Origin of the sequence: Ruegeria haliotis (assembly GCF_013377785.1) — a bacterium.
GTDB classification, from domain to species: Bacteria; Pseudomonadota; Alphaproteobacteria; order Rhodobacterales; family Rhodobacteraceae; genus Ruegeria; species Ruegeria haliotis.
This window is the reverse complement of sequence record NZ_JABXWT010000013.1, coordinates 80,027-96,923: the sequence shown is the minus strand read 5'-3', so window position 1 is coordinate 96,923 and position 16,897 is coordinate 80,027. Positions and strand designations below refer to the sequence as shown.

17 protein-coding genes are annotated in these 16,897 nt (G+C 57.2%); 10 read left to right on the top strand and 7 right to left on the bottom strand.

Annotated elements, in window-relative coordinates; translation table 11 throughout:
- The first annotated feature begins 10 nt into the window (after positions 1–10).
- Positions 11–2,269: a ribonuclease R gene (gene rnr / locus HW561_RS17930; protein WP_176866741.1), complete on the top strand. Its 2,259-nt coding sequence runs from the start codon at positions 11–13 to the stop codon at positions 2,267–2,269.
- Here the strand turns inward: rnr and HW561_RS17925 are convergent.
- The gene (locus tag HW561_RS17925) at positions 2,260–2,646 is read right to left on the bottom strand and encodes a DUF1801 domain-containing protein (RefSeq protein WP_176866740.1); all 387 of its coding nucleotides are present in this window, start codon (positions 2,644–2,646) and stop codon (positions 2,260–2,262) included. The two genes, rnr and HW561_RS17925, sit on opposite strands and share 10 nt — an antisense overlap.
- The gene (locus HW561_RS17920) at positions 2,643–3,341 is read right to left on the bottom strand and encodes a glutathione S-transferase family protein (protein ID WP_176866739.1); all 699 of its coding nucleotides are present in this window, start codon (positions 3,339–3,341) and stop codon (positions 2,643–2,645) included. Before HW561_RS17920 ends, HW561_RS17925 begins: the two co-directional genes overlap by 4 nt.
- A gap of 83 nt (positions 3,342–3,424) precedes the next feature.
- Between HW561_RS17920 and HW561_RS17915 the strand changes: the two genes are divergently transcribed.
- On the top strand, positions 3,425–4,138 hold the full coding sequence (locus tag HW561_RS17915) for a helix-turn-helix transcriptional regulator (RefSeq protein ID WP_176866738.1): 714 nt from the start codon (positions 3,425–3,427) through the stop codon (positions 4,136–4,138).
- A gap of 62 nt (positions 4,139–4,200) precedes the next feature.
- Complete coding sequence (locus HW561_RS17910; protein WP_176866737.1) at positions 4,201–5,517, top strand: lytic murein transglycosylase; 1,317 nt, start codon at positions 4,201–4,203, stop codon at positions 5,515–5,517.
- Between the two features lie 51 nt (positions 5,518–5,568).
- On the opposite strand, the gene HW561_RS17905 is transcribed toward HW561_RS17910, so the two are convergent.
- Together HW561_RS17905 and HW561_RS17900 are read right to left on the bottom strand one after the other, a co-directional pair.
- Complete coding sequence (locus tag HW561_RS17905) at positions 5,569–6,966, bottom strand: aspartate aminotransferase family protein (RefSeq protein WP_176866736.1); 1,398 nt, start codon at positions 6,964–6,966, stop codon at positions 5,569–5,571.
- A 75-nt stretch (positions 6,967–7,041) separates the two neighbouring features.
- Positions 7,042–7,725 carry a GntR family transcriptional regulator gene (locus tag HW561_RS17900; RefSeq protein WP_235962971.1) on the bottom strand — a complete coding sequence of 228 codons (684 nt, stop codon included), beginning with the start codon at positions 7,723–7,725 and terminating at the stop codon, positions 7,042–7,044.
- A gap of 140 nt (positions 7,726–7,865) precedes the next feature.
- Here HW561_RS17900 and HW561_RS17895 point away from each other — a divergent pair, with 140 nt between their 5' ends.
- The 5 genes from HW561_RS17895 (at position 7,866) to HW561_RS17875 (ending at position 13,157) form a co-directional block, all read left to right on the top strand.
- The gene (locus HW561_RS17895; protein WP_176866734.1) at positions 7,866–8,951 is read left to right on the top strand and encodes a polyamine ABC transporter substrate-binding protein; all 1,086 of its coding nucleotides are present in this window, start codon (positions 7,866–7,868) and stop codon (positions 8,949–8,951) included.
- Positions 8,952–9,026: 75 nt separating this feature from the next.
- Positions 9,027–10,154, top strand: a complete 1,128-nt coding sequence (locus tag HW561_RS17890; RefSeq protein WP_176866733.1) for an ABC transporter ATP-binding protein — start codon at positions 9,027–9,029, stop codon at positions 10,152–10,154.
- Positions 10,154–11,044 (top strand): ABC transporter permease subunit, encoded by an 891-nt coding sequence (locus tag HW561_RS17885; RefSeq protein ID WP_176866732.1) that lies wholly within the window; start codon positions 10,154–10,156, stop codon positions 11,042–11,044. Before HW561_RS17890 ends, HW561_RS17885 begins: the two co-directional genes overlap by 1 nt.
- The gene (locus tag HW561_RS17880) at positions 11,041–11,859 is read left to right on the top strand and encodes an ABC transporter permease (RefSeq protein WP_176866731.1); all 819 of its coding nucleotides are present in this window, start codon (positions 11,041–11,043) and stop codon (positions 11,857–11,859) included. Before HW561_RS17885 ends, HW561_RS17880 begins: the two co-directional genes overlap by 4 nt.
- A complete protein-coding gene (locus HW561_RS17875) occupies positions 11,856–13,157 on the top strand; it encodes an NAD(P)/FAD-dependent oxidoreductase (protein WP_176866730.1) in 1,302 nt (433 codons plus the stop codon). The genes HW561_RS17880 and HW561_RS17875 overlap by 4 nt, the downstream gene beginning before the upstream one ends.
- A gap of 5 nt (positions 13,158–13,162) precedes the next feature.
- Here the strand turns inward: HW561_RS17875 and HW561_RS17870 are convergent, their stop codons facing one another.
- From HW561_RS17870 to HW561_RS17860, 3 genes are read right to left on the bottom strand one after another with little or no spacing between them, the layout of a single operon-like run.
- A complete protein-coding gene (locus tag HW561_RS17870) occupies positions 13,163–14,059 on the bottom strand; it encodes a phosphotransferase family protein (protein WP_235962970.1) in 897 nt (298 codons plus the stop codon).
- A 25-nt stretch (positions 14,060–14,084) separates the two neighbouring features.
- Entirely contained in the window at positions 14,085–14,747 is a 663-nt protein-coding gene (locus HW561_RS17865; RefSeq protein WP_176866729.1) for a flagellar hook capping FlgD N-terminal domain-containing protein, read from the bottom strand.
- A gap of 3 nt (positions 14,748–14,750) precedes the next feature.
- Entirely contained in the window at positions 14,751–15,998 is a 1,248-nt protein-coding gene (locus tag HW561_RS17860; protein ID WP_176866728.1) for a flagellar hook-length control protein FliK, read from the bottom strand.
- 111 nt (positions 15,999–16,109) lie between these two features.
- On the opposite strand from HW561_RS17860, the gene HW561_RS17855 reads away from it, so the two are divergent.
- Both HW561_RS17855 and HW561_RS17850 read left to right on the top strand, forming a co-directional pair.
- Complete coding sequence (locus tag HW561_RS17855) at positions 16,110–16,385, top strand: rod-binding protein (RefSeq protein ID WP_176866727.1); 276 nt, start codon at positions 16,110–16,112, stop codon at positions 16,383–16,385.
- A complete protein-coding gene (locus tag HW561_RS17850) occupies positions 16,375–16,734 on the top strand; it encodes a flagellar export chaperone FlgN (RefSeq protein ID WP_176866726.1) in 360 nt (119 codons plus the stop codon). The genes HW561_RS17855 and HW561_RS17850 overlap by 11 nt, the downstream gene beginning before the upstream one ends.
- The last annotated feature ends 163 nt before the right edge of the window (positions 16,735–16,897 follow it).

Genomic DNA, 16,897 nt, shown 5'->3' with positions numbered 1-16,897 from the left:
GGCCGAAGGTATGACACGCATCCCCACCAAGCAGGAGGTCCTGGACTGGATCTCGGCGAACCCCACTCTCACCTCGAAACGCGACATTGCCAAGGCCTTTGGCATCAAGGGCGCCGCTCGGATCGACCTGAAGCGTATCCTCAAGGAACTTGAGGCCGAAGGGCATCTGGAAAGGCGCAAGCGCAGCTATAGCGATCCTGATCGCCTGCCGCCTGTCAGTGTATTGCAGGTCAAAGCGCCCAATTCCGATGGTGATCTGTTCGCGCGTCCGTTGGAATGGCACGGCGAAGGGGTTGAGCCCATCGTGCTGATCATTCCGCGCGCCAGCGATCCGGCCTTGGGCGAGGGTGACCGCATTCTGGCCCGCCTGACAGTGGTGCATGAAGAAGATCACAACTACGAGGCGCGTCTGATCCGCCGTATCGGGTCCAACCCGAAGCGTATCGTGGGGATATTCCGCAAAGGCGCCGAAGGAGGACGGATCGTTCCCATCGACAAGGCTGGTCAGACCGAATGGCAGGTTGCCGACGGGGCCGTACTGGGTGCTAAAGATGGCGAGTTGGTCGAGGCCGAACAGGCCGGACCCAAGAACCGCATGGGCTTGCCCCGTGCGCGTATTGTTGAACGTCTGGGTGATCCGTCCGCGCCAAAGGCGGTGTCGCTGATTGCGATCCACCAGCATGGCATTCCGGATGACTTTCCGGACAAGGTGATTGATGAGGCTGACAGGGCCAAGCCTGCTGGTCTGAAGGGGCGTGAAGATCTGCGCGACATGCCGCTGCTGACCATCGACCCGTCAGACGCGCGTGATCATGATGACGCCTGCTATGCCCATGCGGATGAGGACCCCAAGAATCCCGGCGGGCACGTGATCTGGGTCGCCATCGCTGATGTTGCCGCTTATGTGACCCCCGGCACCGCGCTGGACCGTGAGGCGCGCAAGCGGGGCAATTCCAGCTACTTCCCGGATCGCGTGGTGCCGATGCTGCCCGACCGGCTGTCGGGCGATCTGTGTTCCCTGCATGAAGGCGTGCCACGCGCCTGTGTCGCCGTTCGGATGCAGATCGACGCAGATGGCAACAAGATCGGTCATCGCTTTGTGCGCGGTTTGATGCGCTCGGCGGCGTCGTTGCATTATGCCGAAGTGCAGGACGCCGTTGACGGCAATCCGAACGACCGTACCGGACCATTGCTTGAGACGGTTCTGAAGCCGCTCTATGCTGCCTACGCCGCGTTGAAAACGGCAAGAGCCGCACGGCAGCCACTGGATCTGGATCTGCCCGAACGCAAGATTGTCCTCAGTGAGACAGGCGAGGTGGAAAGTGTTGCGTTCCGCGACCGGCTGGATGCGCATAAGCTGATCGAGGAGTTCATGATCCTCGCCAATGTCGCGGCTGCTGAAACCCTGATCGCCAAACGCCGCCCGCTGTTGTTCCGGGTGCACGAAGAACCCGCACCCGAGAAACTGGAAAGCCTGCGGGAAACGGCGCAGGCGGCTGGCCTTAACCTGGCCAAGGGGCAGGTGCTGCAGACACGTCACCTGAATGCGCTGCTGAACGCTGCGGCCGGGACCGAGGATGCCGAGCTGATCAACCTCAGCACGTTGCGGTCGATGGCGCAGGCCTATTACAGCCCTGAGAATTTTGGCCATTTTGGCTTGGCGCTGCGCAACTATGCGCATTTTACCTCGCCCATTCGTCGCTATGCCGACCTGATTGTGCACCGCGCGTTGATCACCGCCCATAACTGGGGCGAGGATGGGTTGAGTGTAGAAGAGATCGATCGCCTGGAAGAAACTGCCACGCATATCTCGGACACGGAACGGCGTTCGATGATGGCTGAGCGGGATACGACGGATCGCTATCTGGCCGCTTATCTCAGCGAACGGGTCGGTAATGAGTTCGCGGGACGGATCAGTGGTATCGCCCGATTTGGGGCTTTCGTGAAGATGGATGAAACCGGGGCCGATGGGCTGGTGCCAGTGCGCTCGCTGGGGCGCGAATTCTTTCACTTTGACGCCGAGGCTGGAACGCTTATGGGCTCGGACACCGGTCTGACTATCGCCATTGGCCAACGTGTCACCGTGCGGCTGACCGAGGCAACTCCCGTCACTGGCGGGCTGGAACTGGAGTTGCTGTCAATTGAGGATCAGGCCTTGCCGCGTGGTCGAAGCCCGGCGGGACGCTCGACGCGACGCAAGACCGCCAGCCATAAACGCAAGAAAGACAAGATCAAACGCAAGGTCGAACGCAAACGCCGTCAAAGGTGATAGGTCAGCGCCCGGGCGATCAGCCATCCATGGCGTGTTTCGTCAATCTGGTCCGGGTGGTCGAACAGGATGGCGCGATTGCCGTCAATCCGGTCTTCGCCCGGAAAAGCTGAGGTGAAATCACCCATCAGGCGGCTTTGGCAGTGGACGAAGAGTGCGAACCGGGCGGACTTGTGTTCGCCCAGCCGAATTGTTGACCCCTTTGGCGCCAGATAAGCCGGCTGACCCCACCGCAGAGCCTCTTGCAACGGCTGTGCAGCGGGCAGATGGTCAGCCGTGTCGATGATCAAATCGCGCAGGGCCAAAACACCTGTTTTCGTGTCCTGTGAAAACGCGTCAAAGACTGCAGCGACTTTGGGGTCATTAAATTCTCTCATGTCAAAGGGAACGCCTTTTCCATCCGATCCACATAACTGCTGAGCAGGTTATCCTGTTTGATGCGCCGGGTCAGCGATGTATCTGCGGGAGTTGCCCGCATCGCCGCCAGCATTGGCCCGACGCTCATATCGGCCGAGGTCGGGTGATCCCCAAGCAGGTAAGGCGATTGCCACAGGTAGGCAGAAATCGCCTCGAGATCCCGTTCAACCCGCTCCAGTCGTTCTGCTAATGTGAAACGGCGGATACCTTGTGCGTCCAATCCTTTCAGGACGGATTTGCGGATTGAATTCGAGACCGGCTTGCGAATCAATGCAGGAATTTCGGTAAAGAATGTGTCACGCAGGATCGGCCAGACTTCGTCATTGTCCCAGCGATCAAGGACGATCTGAAAATACAGGTGTTCCTCGGCCATGCGGATAAGCGCGCGGGATTGGGCCTTTTGCATATCTGTCAAACCCTGATCGAAGTCTATGCCCTGCTGTTCCAGCCAATCGCGGATCAGATCACTGTCCGGCACCAACCGTTCGGGTGTGCGCAGGACCGGCAGTTTCTGATGCGGCATTTTACGGGGGTCCAGCATGTCGGATCGCTGCCAGGCCTGACCGGACCGTTGCAGCATATAGGCGGTTTTAACGCAGAACGGGCTGGCGCTGAACAGACCGAAGGCAGAGGGGTAGGTGAGAAGAGTCAGCATCTGATGCTCCATCATTGGGGATGTCAGATGAGTACTGTCGGCTAATGACAGTTTCTGTCATTAGGGGTAATCTAGATTACATTATGTCCCGCACCGCCCGTCTGTTCCAGCTCATGCAAGCTTTGCGCTCTGGCCCGTCGCCCAAAACTTCGGTTCAATTGGCGCAGGATTTGGGCGTCTCGTCCCGTACGATCCACAGGGATATCGATTCCTTGCGTGAGCTTGGTGCCGTCATCGACGGAGAGGCGGGGTTTGGCTTTACCCTCATCGAAGACGCAACGCTGCCGCCGTTGGGCTTTACCGATGATGAACTTGAGGCATTGGTTCTGGGCCTGCGCGAGGTTCAGGTGATCGGTGACCCTGCCCTGTCAGATGCGGCAAGTGCGGCGCTGCGCAAATTGCAGGGGCGATTGCCGCAGCGCCAGTCACACAGGTTAAGCCATGCTGTTCTGGCGGCCACGCGATTTGAACGGCCAGCGACTCCTACGATCCAAGTGGCCGCATTGCGCCAGGCCGCTTGGGATGAGCGTGCGATTGAGTTTTCTTATGTCGACGCAAAAGGTGACGCGACACGTCGGCGAGTGAATCCGCTCAGCATCGTTTACATGGATCGCTCGAGCGTGTTGCTAAGCTGGTGTCACCTGAGGCAGGATTTCCGTGTCTTTCGTCTTGATCGGATGCAGGAGATGTTGGTTACAGATCAAAGCTTTCGGCCAAATCGCGTACCTATGTTGCGTGAAGCTCTGGCCGGCATCCACGCAGAACGCAAAGCGCAAGAGAACGAGAAGCCAAGCTGAACGTTTTGTGAATTGTCGATTTTGCGCTATCCTGAGATTGAGCAGTAATCAGGAAAAACGGAATGCGCAAATGCATAGGTGGCGTTATGACCGCCGCATTGTGGGCATCCGTCGTGCAGGCGGATACCACAGGCAACTCACTGAGGCCCGAGAGCAGGCCTTTGGACAATACGATACAATTGGCGTCGGCAGACGTGACCGTCTCGGTTCGCCCAGTGCCGCGACCTTCGGTTGAGGCGTTGCGGGTGGCGGCGACAGGAAACGCGAGGTTTCAGTTGTGGCTGGGGGCTTTCCAGGAGAGGGCGATTCAGCAAGGCCTGTCACAGGCAACGCTTAGCAGAGCGTTGACCGACCTGACCTACGACAAGGACGTCATCAAACGGGATCGCAATCAGGCTGAGTTCTCACGCCCGATCTGGGAGTATCTGGATTCAGCTGTATCCGGCACGCGGGTCTCCAACGGGCGGGCCGCTCTGTCGCAGCACAGGCAGGTGCTGGAACGGATCGAGCAGCAGTACGGTGTAGAGAAAGAAGTTGTGACAGCGATTTGGGGGCTTGAAACCTCGTTCGGGTCATACCGGGGTAGCAATCGGATCATCCGGTCACTGGCCACGCTGGCTTTTGACGCGCGACGGGCGCAGTTTTTTGAGACCCAGCTTATTGCGGCCTTGCAGATCATTCAGGCAGGGGACGTCAGTGCCGGAGCCATGACCGGCAGTTGGGCCGGAGCGATGGGGCATACGCAGTTCATGCCGACCTCGTATCTGGATCATGCGGTTGACTTCGACGGCGACGGGCGGCGCGATATCTGGTCGGATGACCCGACGGATGCGCTGGCCTCGGCGGCGGCGTATTTGGCGCGGCACGGTTGGACCAGGGGTCAACCTTGGGGGGTCGAAGTGCGCTTGCCGGACGGGTTCGATTATTCCACGGCCAAGCGGGACATTACTCTGATGCCATCTGAATGGGCCACGCGCGGTGTGGTGGGTCAGGACGGCAATCCTGTGCCTGATCATGGCCAGGCCGCGATTTTGCTGCCAGCAGGTGGGCAGGGCGTTGCGCTGATGATCTTCGACAACTTTGGGGTGATCGAGACATATAATGGTGCAGATGCCTATGTAATCGGTATTGGCCATCTGTCTGACCGGTTGGAGGGTCATGACCCGTTTCAGTCAGATTGGCCGCGTGGTGACCGGGTGCTGAGCTTCACCGAACGCAAAGAGCTGCAGACACGTCTGACACAGGCCGGGTTTGACACGCAAAGCATCGACGGGCGCATAGGCCCCAACACGACCAACGCTGTGCGGGCTTATCAGGTGGCGCAAGGATTGGTTCCGGATGGCTATGCCACTCTGATGCTGTTGCAGCGGATGCGATAACGAAAAGGGGCGGCCTGAACAGACCGCCCCGAATCCAACCTGGTTGCACATTCAGGACGCGGCTTTCATCAATCCTTGCTGGGTAATTTCAGCCTGCGCTTCGTCCAGAGACTTGTGGATTCGAACGAACATCTCGTCGATTTCTGCGGGTGTCATGATCAGTGGTGGAGAGATGACCATACGGTCCCCCACATGGCGCATGATCAGATTGTTGGCAAAGCAACAGTCCCGGCAGATATAGCCGACAGTCCCCGGCTCTGACGCAAACTTGGCACGGCTTGCCTTGTCTGGCGTCAATGCGATGGACGCCATCATGCCGACGATCCTGGCCTCACCCACCAGCGGGTGATCTGTCAGTGCTTCCCACTTTTCTTTCAGGTAAGGGGCGGTCACGTCGCGCACATGGTCCACGATCTTTTCTTCTTCGAGGATACGCAGATTTTCCAGCGCTACGGCTGCCGCGACCGGATGGCCGGAATAGGTGTAGCCGTGGTTGAATTCGGTGCCGCCGATCACTTTGGCAATCTCATCGTTGACGATCGAGCCGCCGATGGGTGCGTAGCCCGAGCTGAGGCCCTTGGCGATGGTCATGATATGCGGTTTGATTCCCACGGTTTCGGAGCCGAACCAGTTTCCGGTTCGGCCAAAGCCGCAGATCACCTCATCCGCGATCAGCAGGATATCGTACTTGTCACAGATGCGTTGAATTTCTGGCCAGTACGTGTCAGGCGCGACGATCACACCGCCCGCACCCTGCACAGGTTCGGCGATAAAGGCGGCCACGCGATCTTCGCCCAATTCCAGAATGGCCTCTTCCAGTTCTCGCGCACGGGTCAGACCGAATTCTTCGGGGGTTAGGTCGCCCCCTTCGGCCCACCAGTCAGGCTGGTTGATGTGATGGACGTCCGGGATCGGAATGCCACCCTGCGCATGCATGCCGGCCATTCCACCCAACGAGGCCGATCCCACGGACGAGCCATGATAGGCATTGTGGCGGCTGATGATGATGTTCTTGTCGGGCTGACCCTTTTCAGCCCAATAGGTGCGCACGAGGCGGATATTGGTGTCATTTGCCTCAGACCCGCCACCGGCAAAGAAGACGTGGTTCAGATCGCCGGGCGCAAGTTCGGCAATCTTGGCAGCCAGTGCGATAGCCGGGACATGGGTCGTTTTGAAGAAGGTGTTGTAATACGGAAGCTCGCGCATTTGACGCGCGGCCACATCTGCCAGTTCGTCGCGACCATAGCCGATATTGACGCACCACAGCCCGGCCATGGCGTCCAGAATGTCCTCTCCTTCACTGTCGGTCAGGTAAACGCCGTTCGCGCGGGTGATGACGCGTACCCCTTCCTTGCCCAGCTCATCATTGGTTGAAAACGGGTGCATGTGATGTGCTGAATCCAGTGCCTGCAGTTCGTCGGTCGGCACGTGATTGGTGATGATGGACATTGGGGATTCTCCTGCATAAGCGGTTGGCGGCCACAATATGATCAAATTTCAACCTGTCAATCGAATCGCACTGAGTCAGGTTGAGGTGAGGGCCTCTGCCATCAACTCCATTCCTTGTTCGATGTCCTGTATCGTTGCCCTTGCGGCCTGTTCGGCGTCCCCGTTGCGCAGTGCAGTTATAATTTCTTTGTGCCGATCTGGCAGGCTCTGGGTGCCGAATCGTCCACATACGACCCGTAATGAAGGGCCAAATCTCAGCCACAGCCTCTCGGCGAGATCGCTCAGAATCGGGGTATTTGCGTGTGCGTAAAGGGTCTCATGGAAGGCCTGATTCAATTTAAGATACCCGCTGACATCTCCGTCAGCGATAGTGCGATCCAGATGGCGATCAATGCGTTCCAGATGGTCAATATCCGCAGCTTGCAAATTTCCCGTTGCCCGCCTTGAAAGTTCTGATTCTATTGCCCTTCTGGCGAATATCATCTCTTCAATATCGCCCGTGGATAAAAGCGGCACACTGACCCGGCGATTGCCCTGAAAAATCAGCGCCCCGTCTGAAATCAACCTGCGAATCGCTTCGCGAACTGGGGTCATGCCAACACCCAGTGAATCAGTCAGACCTTGAATCGTGACAGGTTGACCGGGGACCAGCTCTCCAAACAGGATCTGTGATCTGAGTGCTTGATAAACCTGCTCATGAGCCGGGCGCTTATCGCCCGTTGACGTTGCTGCAGAGGCCCTATTCTCGATCAATTCCAATTGGTTCATCCTATTTCGGCTGGCCCTGACTAGCCAGGTGTCAAACCTCATGAAACCATACGCCGGATCGGGGGAAAACGCAAAACTTGATCAAATCTAAAAAAACGGGAGAATACCCGTACAATTGCAGGGAGAAGAATATGACAATCAAAACGCTGACACTGACAGCGGTCATCGCATTGGGGACTTCGGCAGCACTCGCCGAAGAGGTGCGTGTCTACAACTGGTCCGACTACATTGACGAAGACTTGCTGAACAAATTCGAGGAAGAAACGGGTCTGACCCTGATCTACGATGTTTTCGACAGTAACGAAGTTCTGGAAACCAAGATGCTGGCGGGTGGATCCGGTTATGACGTGGTGGTGCCGACCGGCAGCTTCATGAGCCGTCAGATTCAGGCCGGCGCGTTTCAGGAACTTGATGCCTCGAAACTGTCAAACATTGGCAATGCATGGGATGTCATCGCAGATCGTGTTGCCCAATTCGATCCCGGCAACAAACACTCGGTCAACTATATGTGGGGCACGACCGGGTTGGGTGTGAACGTTGGCAAGGTTACCGAAGTTCTGGGTGAAGATGCGCCTATCGACTCGATGGAGTTGATCTTTAACCCGGAGAACATGGAAAAACTGTCTGCGTGCGGCGTCTATTTCTTGGATGCGCCGGACGAGATGGTGCCTGCGGCAATGCTCTATGCGGGCGTGGACCCCAATTCACATGATAAGGCTGACATTGCCAAAGCCGAAGAGGTGTTTGCCGCGGTCAGGCCTTATGTGACCAAGTTTCACAGCTCGGAATACATCAACGCATTGGCCAATGGTGATATCTGCGTCGCCGTCGGGTATTCTGGCGATATCCTGCAAGCACGCGACCGCGCCGATGAGGCGGATAACGGGGTAGAAATCGCTTACAATGCGTTCAAGGAAGGGTCGCAGATGTGGTTCGATCAGATGGCCGTGCCCATTGATGCGCCAAACTCAGAGGGCGCACATAAATTCATCAACTTCATGCTGGACGCGCAGAACATGGCTGCGGCGTCGAACTATGTTTATTACGCAAACGGAAACAAGGCGGCTCAGGAGTTTCTGGAGGCCGAAGTGATTGAAGATCCCGCGATCTACCCGTCTCAGGAGGCCATGGATAACACCTATATCAAAGGCCCCTATCCGCAGAAAACCCAGCGTGTCGTGACGCGCATGTGGACCAAGATCAAGTCAGGCACCTGACCTGATTATCCCGCGCTGGGCGGCGCCAACTCCGCCCAGTGCATTCCTTGTCCAAACCGACATGCGAGGGCCGCTTTGAACTCTGACGTTTTTGCGCCGTGGGAAGACCCACAGGCGAAACCATTGATCCAGTTCCAGAACGTCACCAAACGTTTTGGAGGCTTTACTGCAATCGACAATCTGTCGCTGGATATATTCGAGCGTGAGTTTTTTGCGCTGCTTGGGCCATCGGGCTGTGGCAAGACCACAATGATGCGGATGCTGGCCGGGTTTGAGACCCCGACCGAAGGGCATATTCTGCTAAGCGGTCAGGACATTGATCCGGTCCCGCCCAACAAGCGGGCAGTGAACATGATGTTCCAGTCCTACGCCCTGTTCCCGCATCTGAGTGTCTGGGACAACATCGCCTTTGGCCTGCGGCGGGACAACATGCCCAAGACTGATCTTGAGGCGCGCGTCGAAGAGATGCTGCGCCTGACCCGGCTCGAGCAATTCGCCCGACGCAAACCGCATCAGATCTCGGGCGGTCAGCGTCAGCGCGTGGCGCTTGCGCGGTCACTGGCCAAGGCGCCAAAACTGCTGTTGTTGGATGAGCCATTGGGTGCGCTCGACAAAAAACTGCGGCAGGACACCCAGTTCGAGCTGATGGATATTCAGGAAAAGACCGGCACCACATTTGTGATCGTGACCCACGATCAGGAAGAGGCGATGACTGTGGCCAGCCGGGTCGCTGTCATGGATCAGGGCCAACTGAAGCAGGTAGCCACGCCGGACCGCATTTATGAAAACCCGAACTCGGTCTACGTCGCTGATTTCATTGGCGATGTGAACATCATCGAAGGACGCGCGACGGCAACCGGGGATGAGGCTTTTCAAATCGACTGGGCCGAGGGGCAAGCTCCTTTGACCGCAACATCCTCTGCCGGAGTGTCGAACGGCCAATCCTGCCATCTGGCGATCCGCCCCGAGAAGGTGACGATTTCGGCCGAGCGGCCAGCAGACGCCATTAATGCCATTCAAGGCAAAGTGCATGACATCGCCTATCTGGGGAATCTGTCCACCTACTATGTCGAGTTGGCAAACGGCACGATCATCAAGGCGCAGACGGCCAATACCCGCCGCATCTCGCGTCGGTCCTTTACCTGGGAAGACCCGGTCTGGCTGTCCTGGACAGCGACGGCTGCGGTTCTGTTGGCGAACTGATGCGCCGCGTCCTTTTGATCGCCATACCCTATGTCTGGCTGTTGGCGCTGTTCATGGTGCCATTCTTCATCGTACTGAAGATTTCGCTGTCAGACAGCGCTCTTGCGATTCCGCCTTATTTGCCGACGCTGGATCTGTCTGAGGGCTGGGCCGGTATCAGGAATTTCTTCAGTCAGTTGGATCTGGAGAATTTCGTCTGGCTGGCAGAGGATGATCTGTATTGGAAAGCGTACCTGTCCAGCGTCAAGATCGCCGTAATCTCGACGGTGCTGACGCTGCTGGTCGGGTATCCGTTCGCCTATGGCATGGCTCGCGCGCCAGAGGAATGGCGCCCGACATTGATGATGCTGGTGATCCTGCCCTTCTGGACCTCATTCCTGATCCGCGTTTATGCTTGGATGGGCATTCTCAGTGAGGGAGGGTACCTGAACCAGTTGCTGTTGTGGACAGGTATCATCTCGACCCCGCTGACCATTCTGAACACGCCGACGGCAGTCTATATCGGTATCGTCTATACCTATCTGCCCTTCATGATCCTGCCGATCTATTCTGCGCTTGAACGACTGGACGGGTCGCTGATCGAAGCGGCCGAGGATCTGGGGTGCTCGCGTTTGCAAGCCTTTTGGCTGGTGACGATCCCACTGTCCCGACCTGGCATCATTGCCGGTTGTTTTCTCGTGATGATCCCGGTGATCGGTGAGTTCGTAATCCCCTCGTTGCTGGGCGGCTCCGGTACATTGATGATCGGCAAGGTGTTGTGGGAGGAATTCTTCTCGAACCGCGACTGGCCCGTTGCCAGCGCTGTGGCGATCGTTCTGTTGCTGATCCTGATCGTCCCGATCGTGTTGTTCCAGCGCAATCAGCAGAAACAGACGGAGGCCGAGCAATGAGCAGGCTAAGCTGGTTCAACACGGTTTCCCTGACGTTGGGGTTTGCTTTCCTCTATATCCCGATGATCATTCTGATCATCTTCAGCTTCAATGAAAGTAAGCTGGTCACCGTCTGGGCCGGGTTCTCGACCAAGTGGTACGGAGAGCTGGTGCAGAACGAGGCGTTCCTGAAAGCCGCCTGGGTCACATTGCGTGTTGCAGTGCTCTCTTCAACACTGGCGACTGTTCTGGGGACGGCCGCCGCCTATGTTCTGGTGCGCGGCGGGCGGTTCTTTGGCCGCACGCTGTTTTCCGGCATGATCTACGCACCTTTGGTCATGCCCGAGGTGATCACCGGCCTGTCTCTGCTGTTGTTGTTCATTGGTATCGGACTGGACCGGGGTATTCTGACCATCGTTCTTGCACATACGACCTTTTCGATGTGCTTCGTGTCGGTCGTCGTTTCTTCGCGCCTTGTGACCTTTGATCAGTCACTGGAAGAGGCGGCACTGGATTTGGGCTGTTCTTCGGCGCAGGCCTTTCGCCTAGTGACGTTGCCGATCATTGCGCCTGCCGTGATTTCGGGCTGGCTGTTGGCCTTTACCCTGTCGCTGGATGATCTGGTGATCGCGTCCTTCACTTCGGGGCCATCTGCCACGACCCTACCGATCAAGATCTTTTCGGCTGTCAGGCTGGGTGTCAGTCCTGAAATCAATGCGCTCTCAACTATCATGATTGCTGTCGTTACCGTCGGGGTGATCACGGCGTCGCTTGTCACCAAGCGCGCTATGGTTCGTCAGCGGCAGGATGAAATGGCCGCGGCCCGCGCGGAATGAAGCGGGTATTTTCAGACTACGCGTACGGCCCCGGTCCGCGAGACGGATGTTGGTGGGATGAAACAATCGCCAGCCCGAACTGGCCGGTGCAACAAGGCGAGCTGAGCATTGACGTCGCCGTCATAGGCGGCGGTTTCACCGGTGTCTCAGCTGCGCTGCGTCTGGCTGAAAGTTCCGCTTCAGTCGCAGTCTTCGAGGCGGAAACGCCGGGGTGGGGTGCATCGGGTCGCAATGGCGGGTTCTGTTGTCTGGGTGGATCAAAGCTGGATCATGGAGCACTGGTTCGCCGATTCGGTGATGCCGAAGCTGGAGCGTATGCAAAGGCTGAAAGGGATGCAGTCCACTTGGTCTCCGAATTGCTGGCAACGCATCAGATTGACGCCGATACTCATTCAAATGGCGAAACCCAACTTGCGCATTCCCGGCGGGCAATGGAGAAGTTGCGGCGAAATAGCGATGAAACCGGTATGCTGCACGAGCGTAGTGATTTATCCAGGTTGGGCATCGGTGGTCCGTTTCACGGCGGCTATTCTACGTCGACAGGGTTTGGTCTGAACCCAAGAAAGTACTTGTTTGGCCTCGCCGCAGTCGCCAAATCGCTGGGCGCAGAGTTTTTTCAGAAAAGCTCGGTTTTGGAAGTTCAAAAGTCGGGTCCGCACTTTTTGCTGCACACACCCAATGGTCGCATCAAAGCTTCAGTCGTTCTGGTCTGTACCAATGGGTATTCCAGTGACGACATCCCGATCTGGATGTCCGGGCGCTACATGCCAGCACAATCCACCGTTCTGGTGACCCGCCCGCTATCCCAATCTGAGCGGTTGGCGCAGGGCTGGACCTCGGATCAGATGTGTTATGACACGCGCAACCTTCTGCATTATTTTCGACTGATGCCGGATGGGCGGTTTCTGTTCGGAATGCGGGGCGGGCTGCGGTCCTCATCCCGGTCCGAGGCCGCAATTCGACAAAGGGTACAGCGGGATTTCAGACGCATGTTTCCCGAGTGGTCCGGGGTGGAAGCCACACATATCTGGTCAGGCATGGTGTGCTTGTCTCGGGGGTTGATGCCGTTTGTCGGCCCGGTCCCGCAACAGACGGGTCTGTTTGCCGGATTTGCATATCACGGAAACGGCGTGGCGATGGGTACCTATAGCGGCCGGGCGTTGGCGCGGTTGGCGCTGGGACAAGACAGTGAAGTGCCAGCGGCGATGACACAGGTTCCCGGACGGTTTCCCTTTGGCCGATTGCGCCGCGCGATCATGCCTCCAGCGTATGCTGCTATGGCATTGGCTGATATCTGACACTGCTAAAAAGCGTCCAATTCCAATTGCAGACCCTCCGCATAGTCAGAAGCCCCGTTTTCGATGCGCCACAGACAGTAGGCTGCCATGCGCCAGCAAAACCAGGGTCGCAGTGTCTGATAACGGTCGATGATTTCAGGTTGCCCATAGGCCGACAGGAATTGATTTTCTTCAGACTGAGTTAAAGGTGACCCCCGGTATAGTCGTTGCATGGCCGGAGACAAAAACAAGGCGAGGTCTTCGCAAGGGTCACCGATAGCGGGACATTGCCAGTCAATCAGGGTCATGCCACTTTCCGCGACAAGTATGTTACCGGCTACCGGGTCACCGTGAATCAGGCAGGTGTGTTTCGTTGGGTGGACCAATTCCGTAGGGCGTAGTTTGGCCAGCCTGTGGCGTGTCTCTGATGTGCAACTGTCCAGAATCTCTTGTCCATGCAGTGCCAGATCAGCGCTGCCATTGCATCCGTTCGGGACTGAGATCGGCACCGCAAGCGTATGCAGCTTGCGCAGCAGTGTAGCAACGCCCTCAGGTTCCTGCCGCCATGGCGATCCCGGCGCATGGTCGTAGAACACCCAACTGCCGTTATGATGCCGACCTGTCGCGCGCAACCGTGGAACAAAACCGGTGATTTCAAGTGCCTGCAGGCACCTGGCCTCAAGCGCCGCATCGTTGCGAAATAATGGATTGCGCAGGGAAGCGCGGTAGAGCTTTAGGACTTTATCGCTATCGCCACCCAATATCTTCCACACCTGATTGGTGCGCCCGCCATACAGTGTTTCAAACAACGCCCCTTCAACGACCAACCCCCGGGCACAGAGTTGTTCAACAAGGTCTGGTGGCGGGACGGGCAGGGTGGACAGCGGCTGTTCCAATTCATGGGGCGACTCGGGATTTGCCAAGGTTTGGCCCGTCCGCCCCGGCAGATCAAGTGCCAGTTCGAATCGCCGTAACCTGACCTGCCGAAACAACTTGACCACCTTCCAGAGTCAGTAGAATGGCGTCATCCCCCACCTGCGCCTCGACAACGCGATTGTAGGCTGACGCCAGTTCCTCGGACAGCAGTTCACCATCCTTATAGCTCTCCAGTGTCGCCGAGTAATTCCCCGCAGCCAGAGGATTCCCATCTGCGTCCGTACCGGCCCAAACAAACTCCGTATCTGTTACTGGCACTGTGATGCGGTCAATTTCGGCCCCTTCGCCATCGCGGATCACCAGAGTAGTCGCGTCCGCTGCAAGATCGGGTTGGGCGAACACGGTCACAGGCTGACCATCAAAGTGAAAAGCCGAAGCCGACCGAACATCCATGCCGACCCAGCTGGCCAACTCGTCCAGATTGATGCTGCCCATCGCTGTCGCCAGCGCCGACAACAGATCATTTGTCTGAACTTGCTGTTCCACCATCGAAAACTGCGCCAGTTGCGACGCGTATTGCGAAGAATCCATTGGTTCCAACGGGTCCTGATTTTGCGCTTGTGCCGTCATCATGAGCAAAAACGTCTCAAAATCCGAAGTGACGGCGGATGCCTGCGACGTCCCGGCAGCTTGTGCCTGAGCCGTGTTTTGAGCGGAAGAGGTAGCGGTGATCATGCGTCAAAGCCTCATATCAATGCCCCTGCCAGGGGCCGTTCGTTGAAGGGCGGGGGCGGTCTGAGTGTCGTGTTCGTCCGAGGCCGGTTCAAAGAACGACCCAGCCCGTGCGTCGGTGTCGTCATGGTGTGGATTCGGCGATGTTCCCAGATCAAAGGACAATTCGCCGTAACCCAATTTCTGGAATTCTGCGGTCAGATCAGCAATGTGCCGTCGCATCAGGTCCAGCGTCTCGGGGCGTTCGGCTGCGATTGTCAGATGCAACCCGTCTTCTCGACTGTTGAGCACAATGGACACCCGACCCAGCTCTTCCGGATTCAGGGCGATTTCCACAACTCCGGACCCTGGCCGGGAATGAATGGCAGTGGCCATCTGGTTGGCGATGGCCCGCGCCACTTCTGTACGGGCAGTTGCCGTTGTCGCATTCAACTGAGGCGCCGTATCGCGCGCAGACTGAAGCGTCGGTTCATCTCTGGCGGCGAATAGACCCTCTGCCTCCGGCACTGGTGCGGTCTTTTCTGTTTCGGTGGATTTGGCAGAGGCCATCAATTGTATCTGCGCCACTGTTGGACCTCGTTCCGGCAATTGAGGTTTGGGTCGAGGACCCGGCAGGGTGACAGATGGTTGCAGGCCATCTGTTTGTGCCATTTCCTTTGCAGGTGGTGTGACTGCCGGTCTTGCGTCAGGCGCAGCGGAGAGGGTTTGTTGAGCAGGTGCTTTCCCCTCCGGAGCACCAATCTCGGGCCGAATTTTCGCGGACATCTGAGGGTGGACCCCTTTATCGGTCGCAAGTACGGGCGTTGGATGGCGTGAACCGGTCGGAATCGAGAGATCAACCTTAACCAGACCCTGTTGCTGGTCTTTGTCAGGCGCAATTTCCAGCGAGATGTCGGTAGAATTGAGAGGTGCCGGATTCAGTGTTCCAATTTCTGGCGCATGGTTGGGGTCGGGCGACATGATATTCGTGCCCTCAACGGATCTCATCGGTTGGTCCGCTCGCGCACCGGCCATCAGGTCAAGTTGTTCGCTGGGTGCGACCTCGACATCTACAAGCTCGACCTCCGGCTCAGGCGCGATGCCCGACGTTTCCTCGATTTCAATCTCGGTCTCTGTCTCGCTTGGAGTCGCCTCCTGATTCAGAACATCCTGGAAATTCATCGATCCCTTGGAATCGCGTTGATCCCGTTGGCTGGTATCAGCTTTGGCGGTTGTGGTTGGCGTTGTTGTCGCCAGCATAAGCGAGTTGGGCATTTTGCTCCGGCTCCGTGTGTCTAACCGGGAAACTGCCTGCAGGAAGTTACGTTTATTTTAACTGCTATCATCTTTGATCAAGAAAGTTCGACGTAAATTTCGGAGAAATAAATGCAAGTTTCAGCACTTCCCTCAGTGGTTCAGACACCAACAACTTCGGACAGATTGCAGGCTGCGGCTGTTGAGCTTGAGGCAGCGTTTCTGGCCGAAATGTTGAAATCAGCAGGGTTGGGCAAAACACGTCAATCCTTTGGGGGTGGTGCGGGTGAGGATCAGTTCGCTTCATTCCTTGTGCAGCAACAGGCGCAGCAACTGGCACAGTCTGGCGGCGTTGGTTTGTCTGAGATTCTGTTCAAATCAATGATGGAGAAAACCAATGGCGACTGAGCGCGACACGACCCTGCTTAAATCCCTGGAAGAGGTTCTGGAACTGGAGCGCGCTGCGCTTGTCGAAGGCGACCTGGATCGATTGACCCATATGGTGCCCGAAAAGGAAAAGCTGATCGGAGCGATCAACGACTTGCAGGTTTTGGACAGTGAGGACCTGATTCGAGTTCAGCAAAAGGTCGAGCGCAATCAGGCGTTATTGAACAGTGCCGCCGAAGGGGTTCGTGCCGTTGCGGGCCGCATGGCCGAATTGCGCCGGGTCAGGCAGGAATTCAGTACCTACGGCGCAGATGGGCAACGCAGCGGATTCTCGGTTCGCAGCCATGCAAAGCTGGAAAAACGGGCATAGGCCGGGGTTTGATTCAAATCTGAAATTTCCGGTTCGGGCGTTTTAGCACTCCGTTAGGGGATCGGGCCCAAAAGTGGTCTTGCACCTGAAACAGCAGGTGGCGCGAACGACCACATGGCACGTCGCACAGGTCAGAAAGACACCAAGGCCCGCGAACGTTGCG

Bases quoted from the DNA above. Each gene is read 5' to 3' on its own strand.
- HW561_RS17875 (WP_176866730.1), top strand. From the start codon at position 11,856: ATGAAGCGGGTATTTTCAGACTACGCGTACGGCCCCGGTCCGCGAGAC.
- HW561_RS17910 (WP_176866737.1), top strand. From the start codon at position 4,201: ATGCGCAAATGCATAGGTGGCGTTATGACCGCCGCATTGTGGGCATCC.
- rnr (WP_176866741.1), top strand. From the start codon at position 11: ATGACACGCATCCCCACCAAGCAGGAGGTCCTGGACTGGATCTCGGCG.
- HW561_RS17855 (WP_176866727.1), top strand. From the start codon at position 16,110: ATGCAAGTTTCAGCACTTCCCTCAGTGGTTCAGACACCAACAACTTCG.
- HW561_RS17920 (WP_176866739.1), bottom strand. From the start codon at position 3,341: ATGCTGACTCTTCTCACCTACCCCTCTGCCTTCGGTCTGTTCAGCGCC.
- HW561_RS17885 (WP_176866732.1), top strand. From the start codon at position 10,154: ATGCGCCGCGTCCTTTTGATCGCCATACCCTATGTCTGGCTGTTGGCG.
- HW561_RS17865 (WP_176866729.1), bottom strand. From the start codon at position 14,747: ATGATCACCGCTACCTCTTCCGCTCAAAACACGGCTCAGGCACAAGCT.
- HW561_RS17925 (WP_176866740.1), bottom strand. From the start codon at position 2,646: ATGAGAGAATTTAATGACCCCAAAGTCGCTGCAGTCTTTGACGCGTTT.
- HW561_RS17880 (WP_176866731.1), top strand. From the start codon at position 11,041: ATGAGCAGGCTAAGCTGGTTCAACACGGTTTCCCTGACGTTGGGGTTT.
- HW561_RS17895 (WP_176866734.1), top strand. From the start codon at position 7,866: ATGACAATCAAAACGCTGACACTGACAGCGGTCATCGCATTGGGGACT.
- HW561_RS17915 (WP_176866738.1), top strand. From the start codon at position 3,425: ATGTCCCGCACCGCCCGTCTGTTCCAGCTCATGCAAGCTTTGCGCTCT.
- HW561_RS17905 (WP_176866736.1), bottom strand. From the start codon at position 6,966: ATGTCCATCATCACCAATCACGTGCCGACCGACGAACTGCAGGCACTG.
- HW561_RS17860 (WP_176866728.1), bottom strand. From the start codon at position 15,998: ATGCCCAACTCGCTTATGCTGGCGACAACAACGCCAACCACAACCGCC.
- HW561_RS17850 (WP_176866726.1), top strand. From the start codon at position 16,375: ATGGCGACTGAGCGCGACACGACCCTGCTTAAATCCCTGGAAGAGGTT.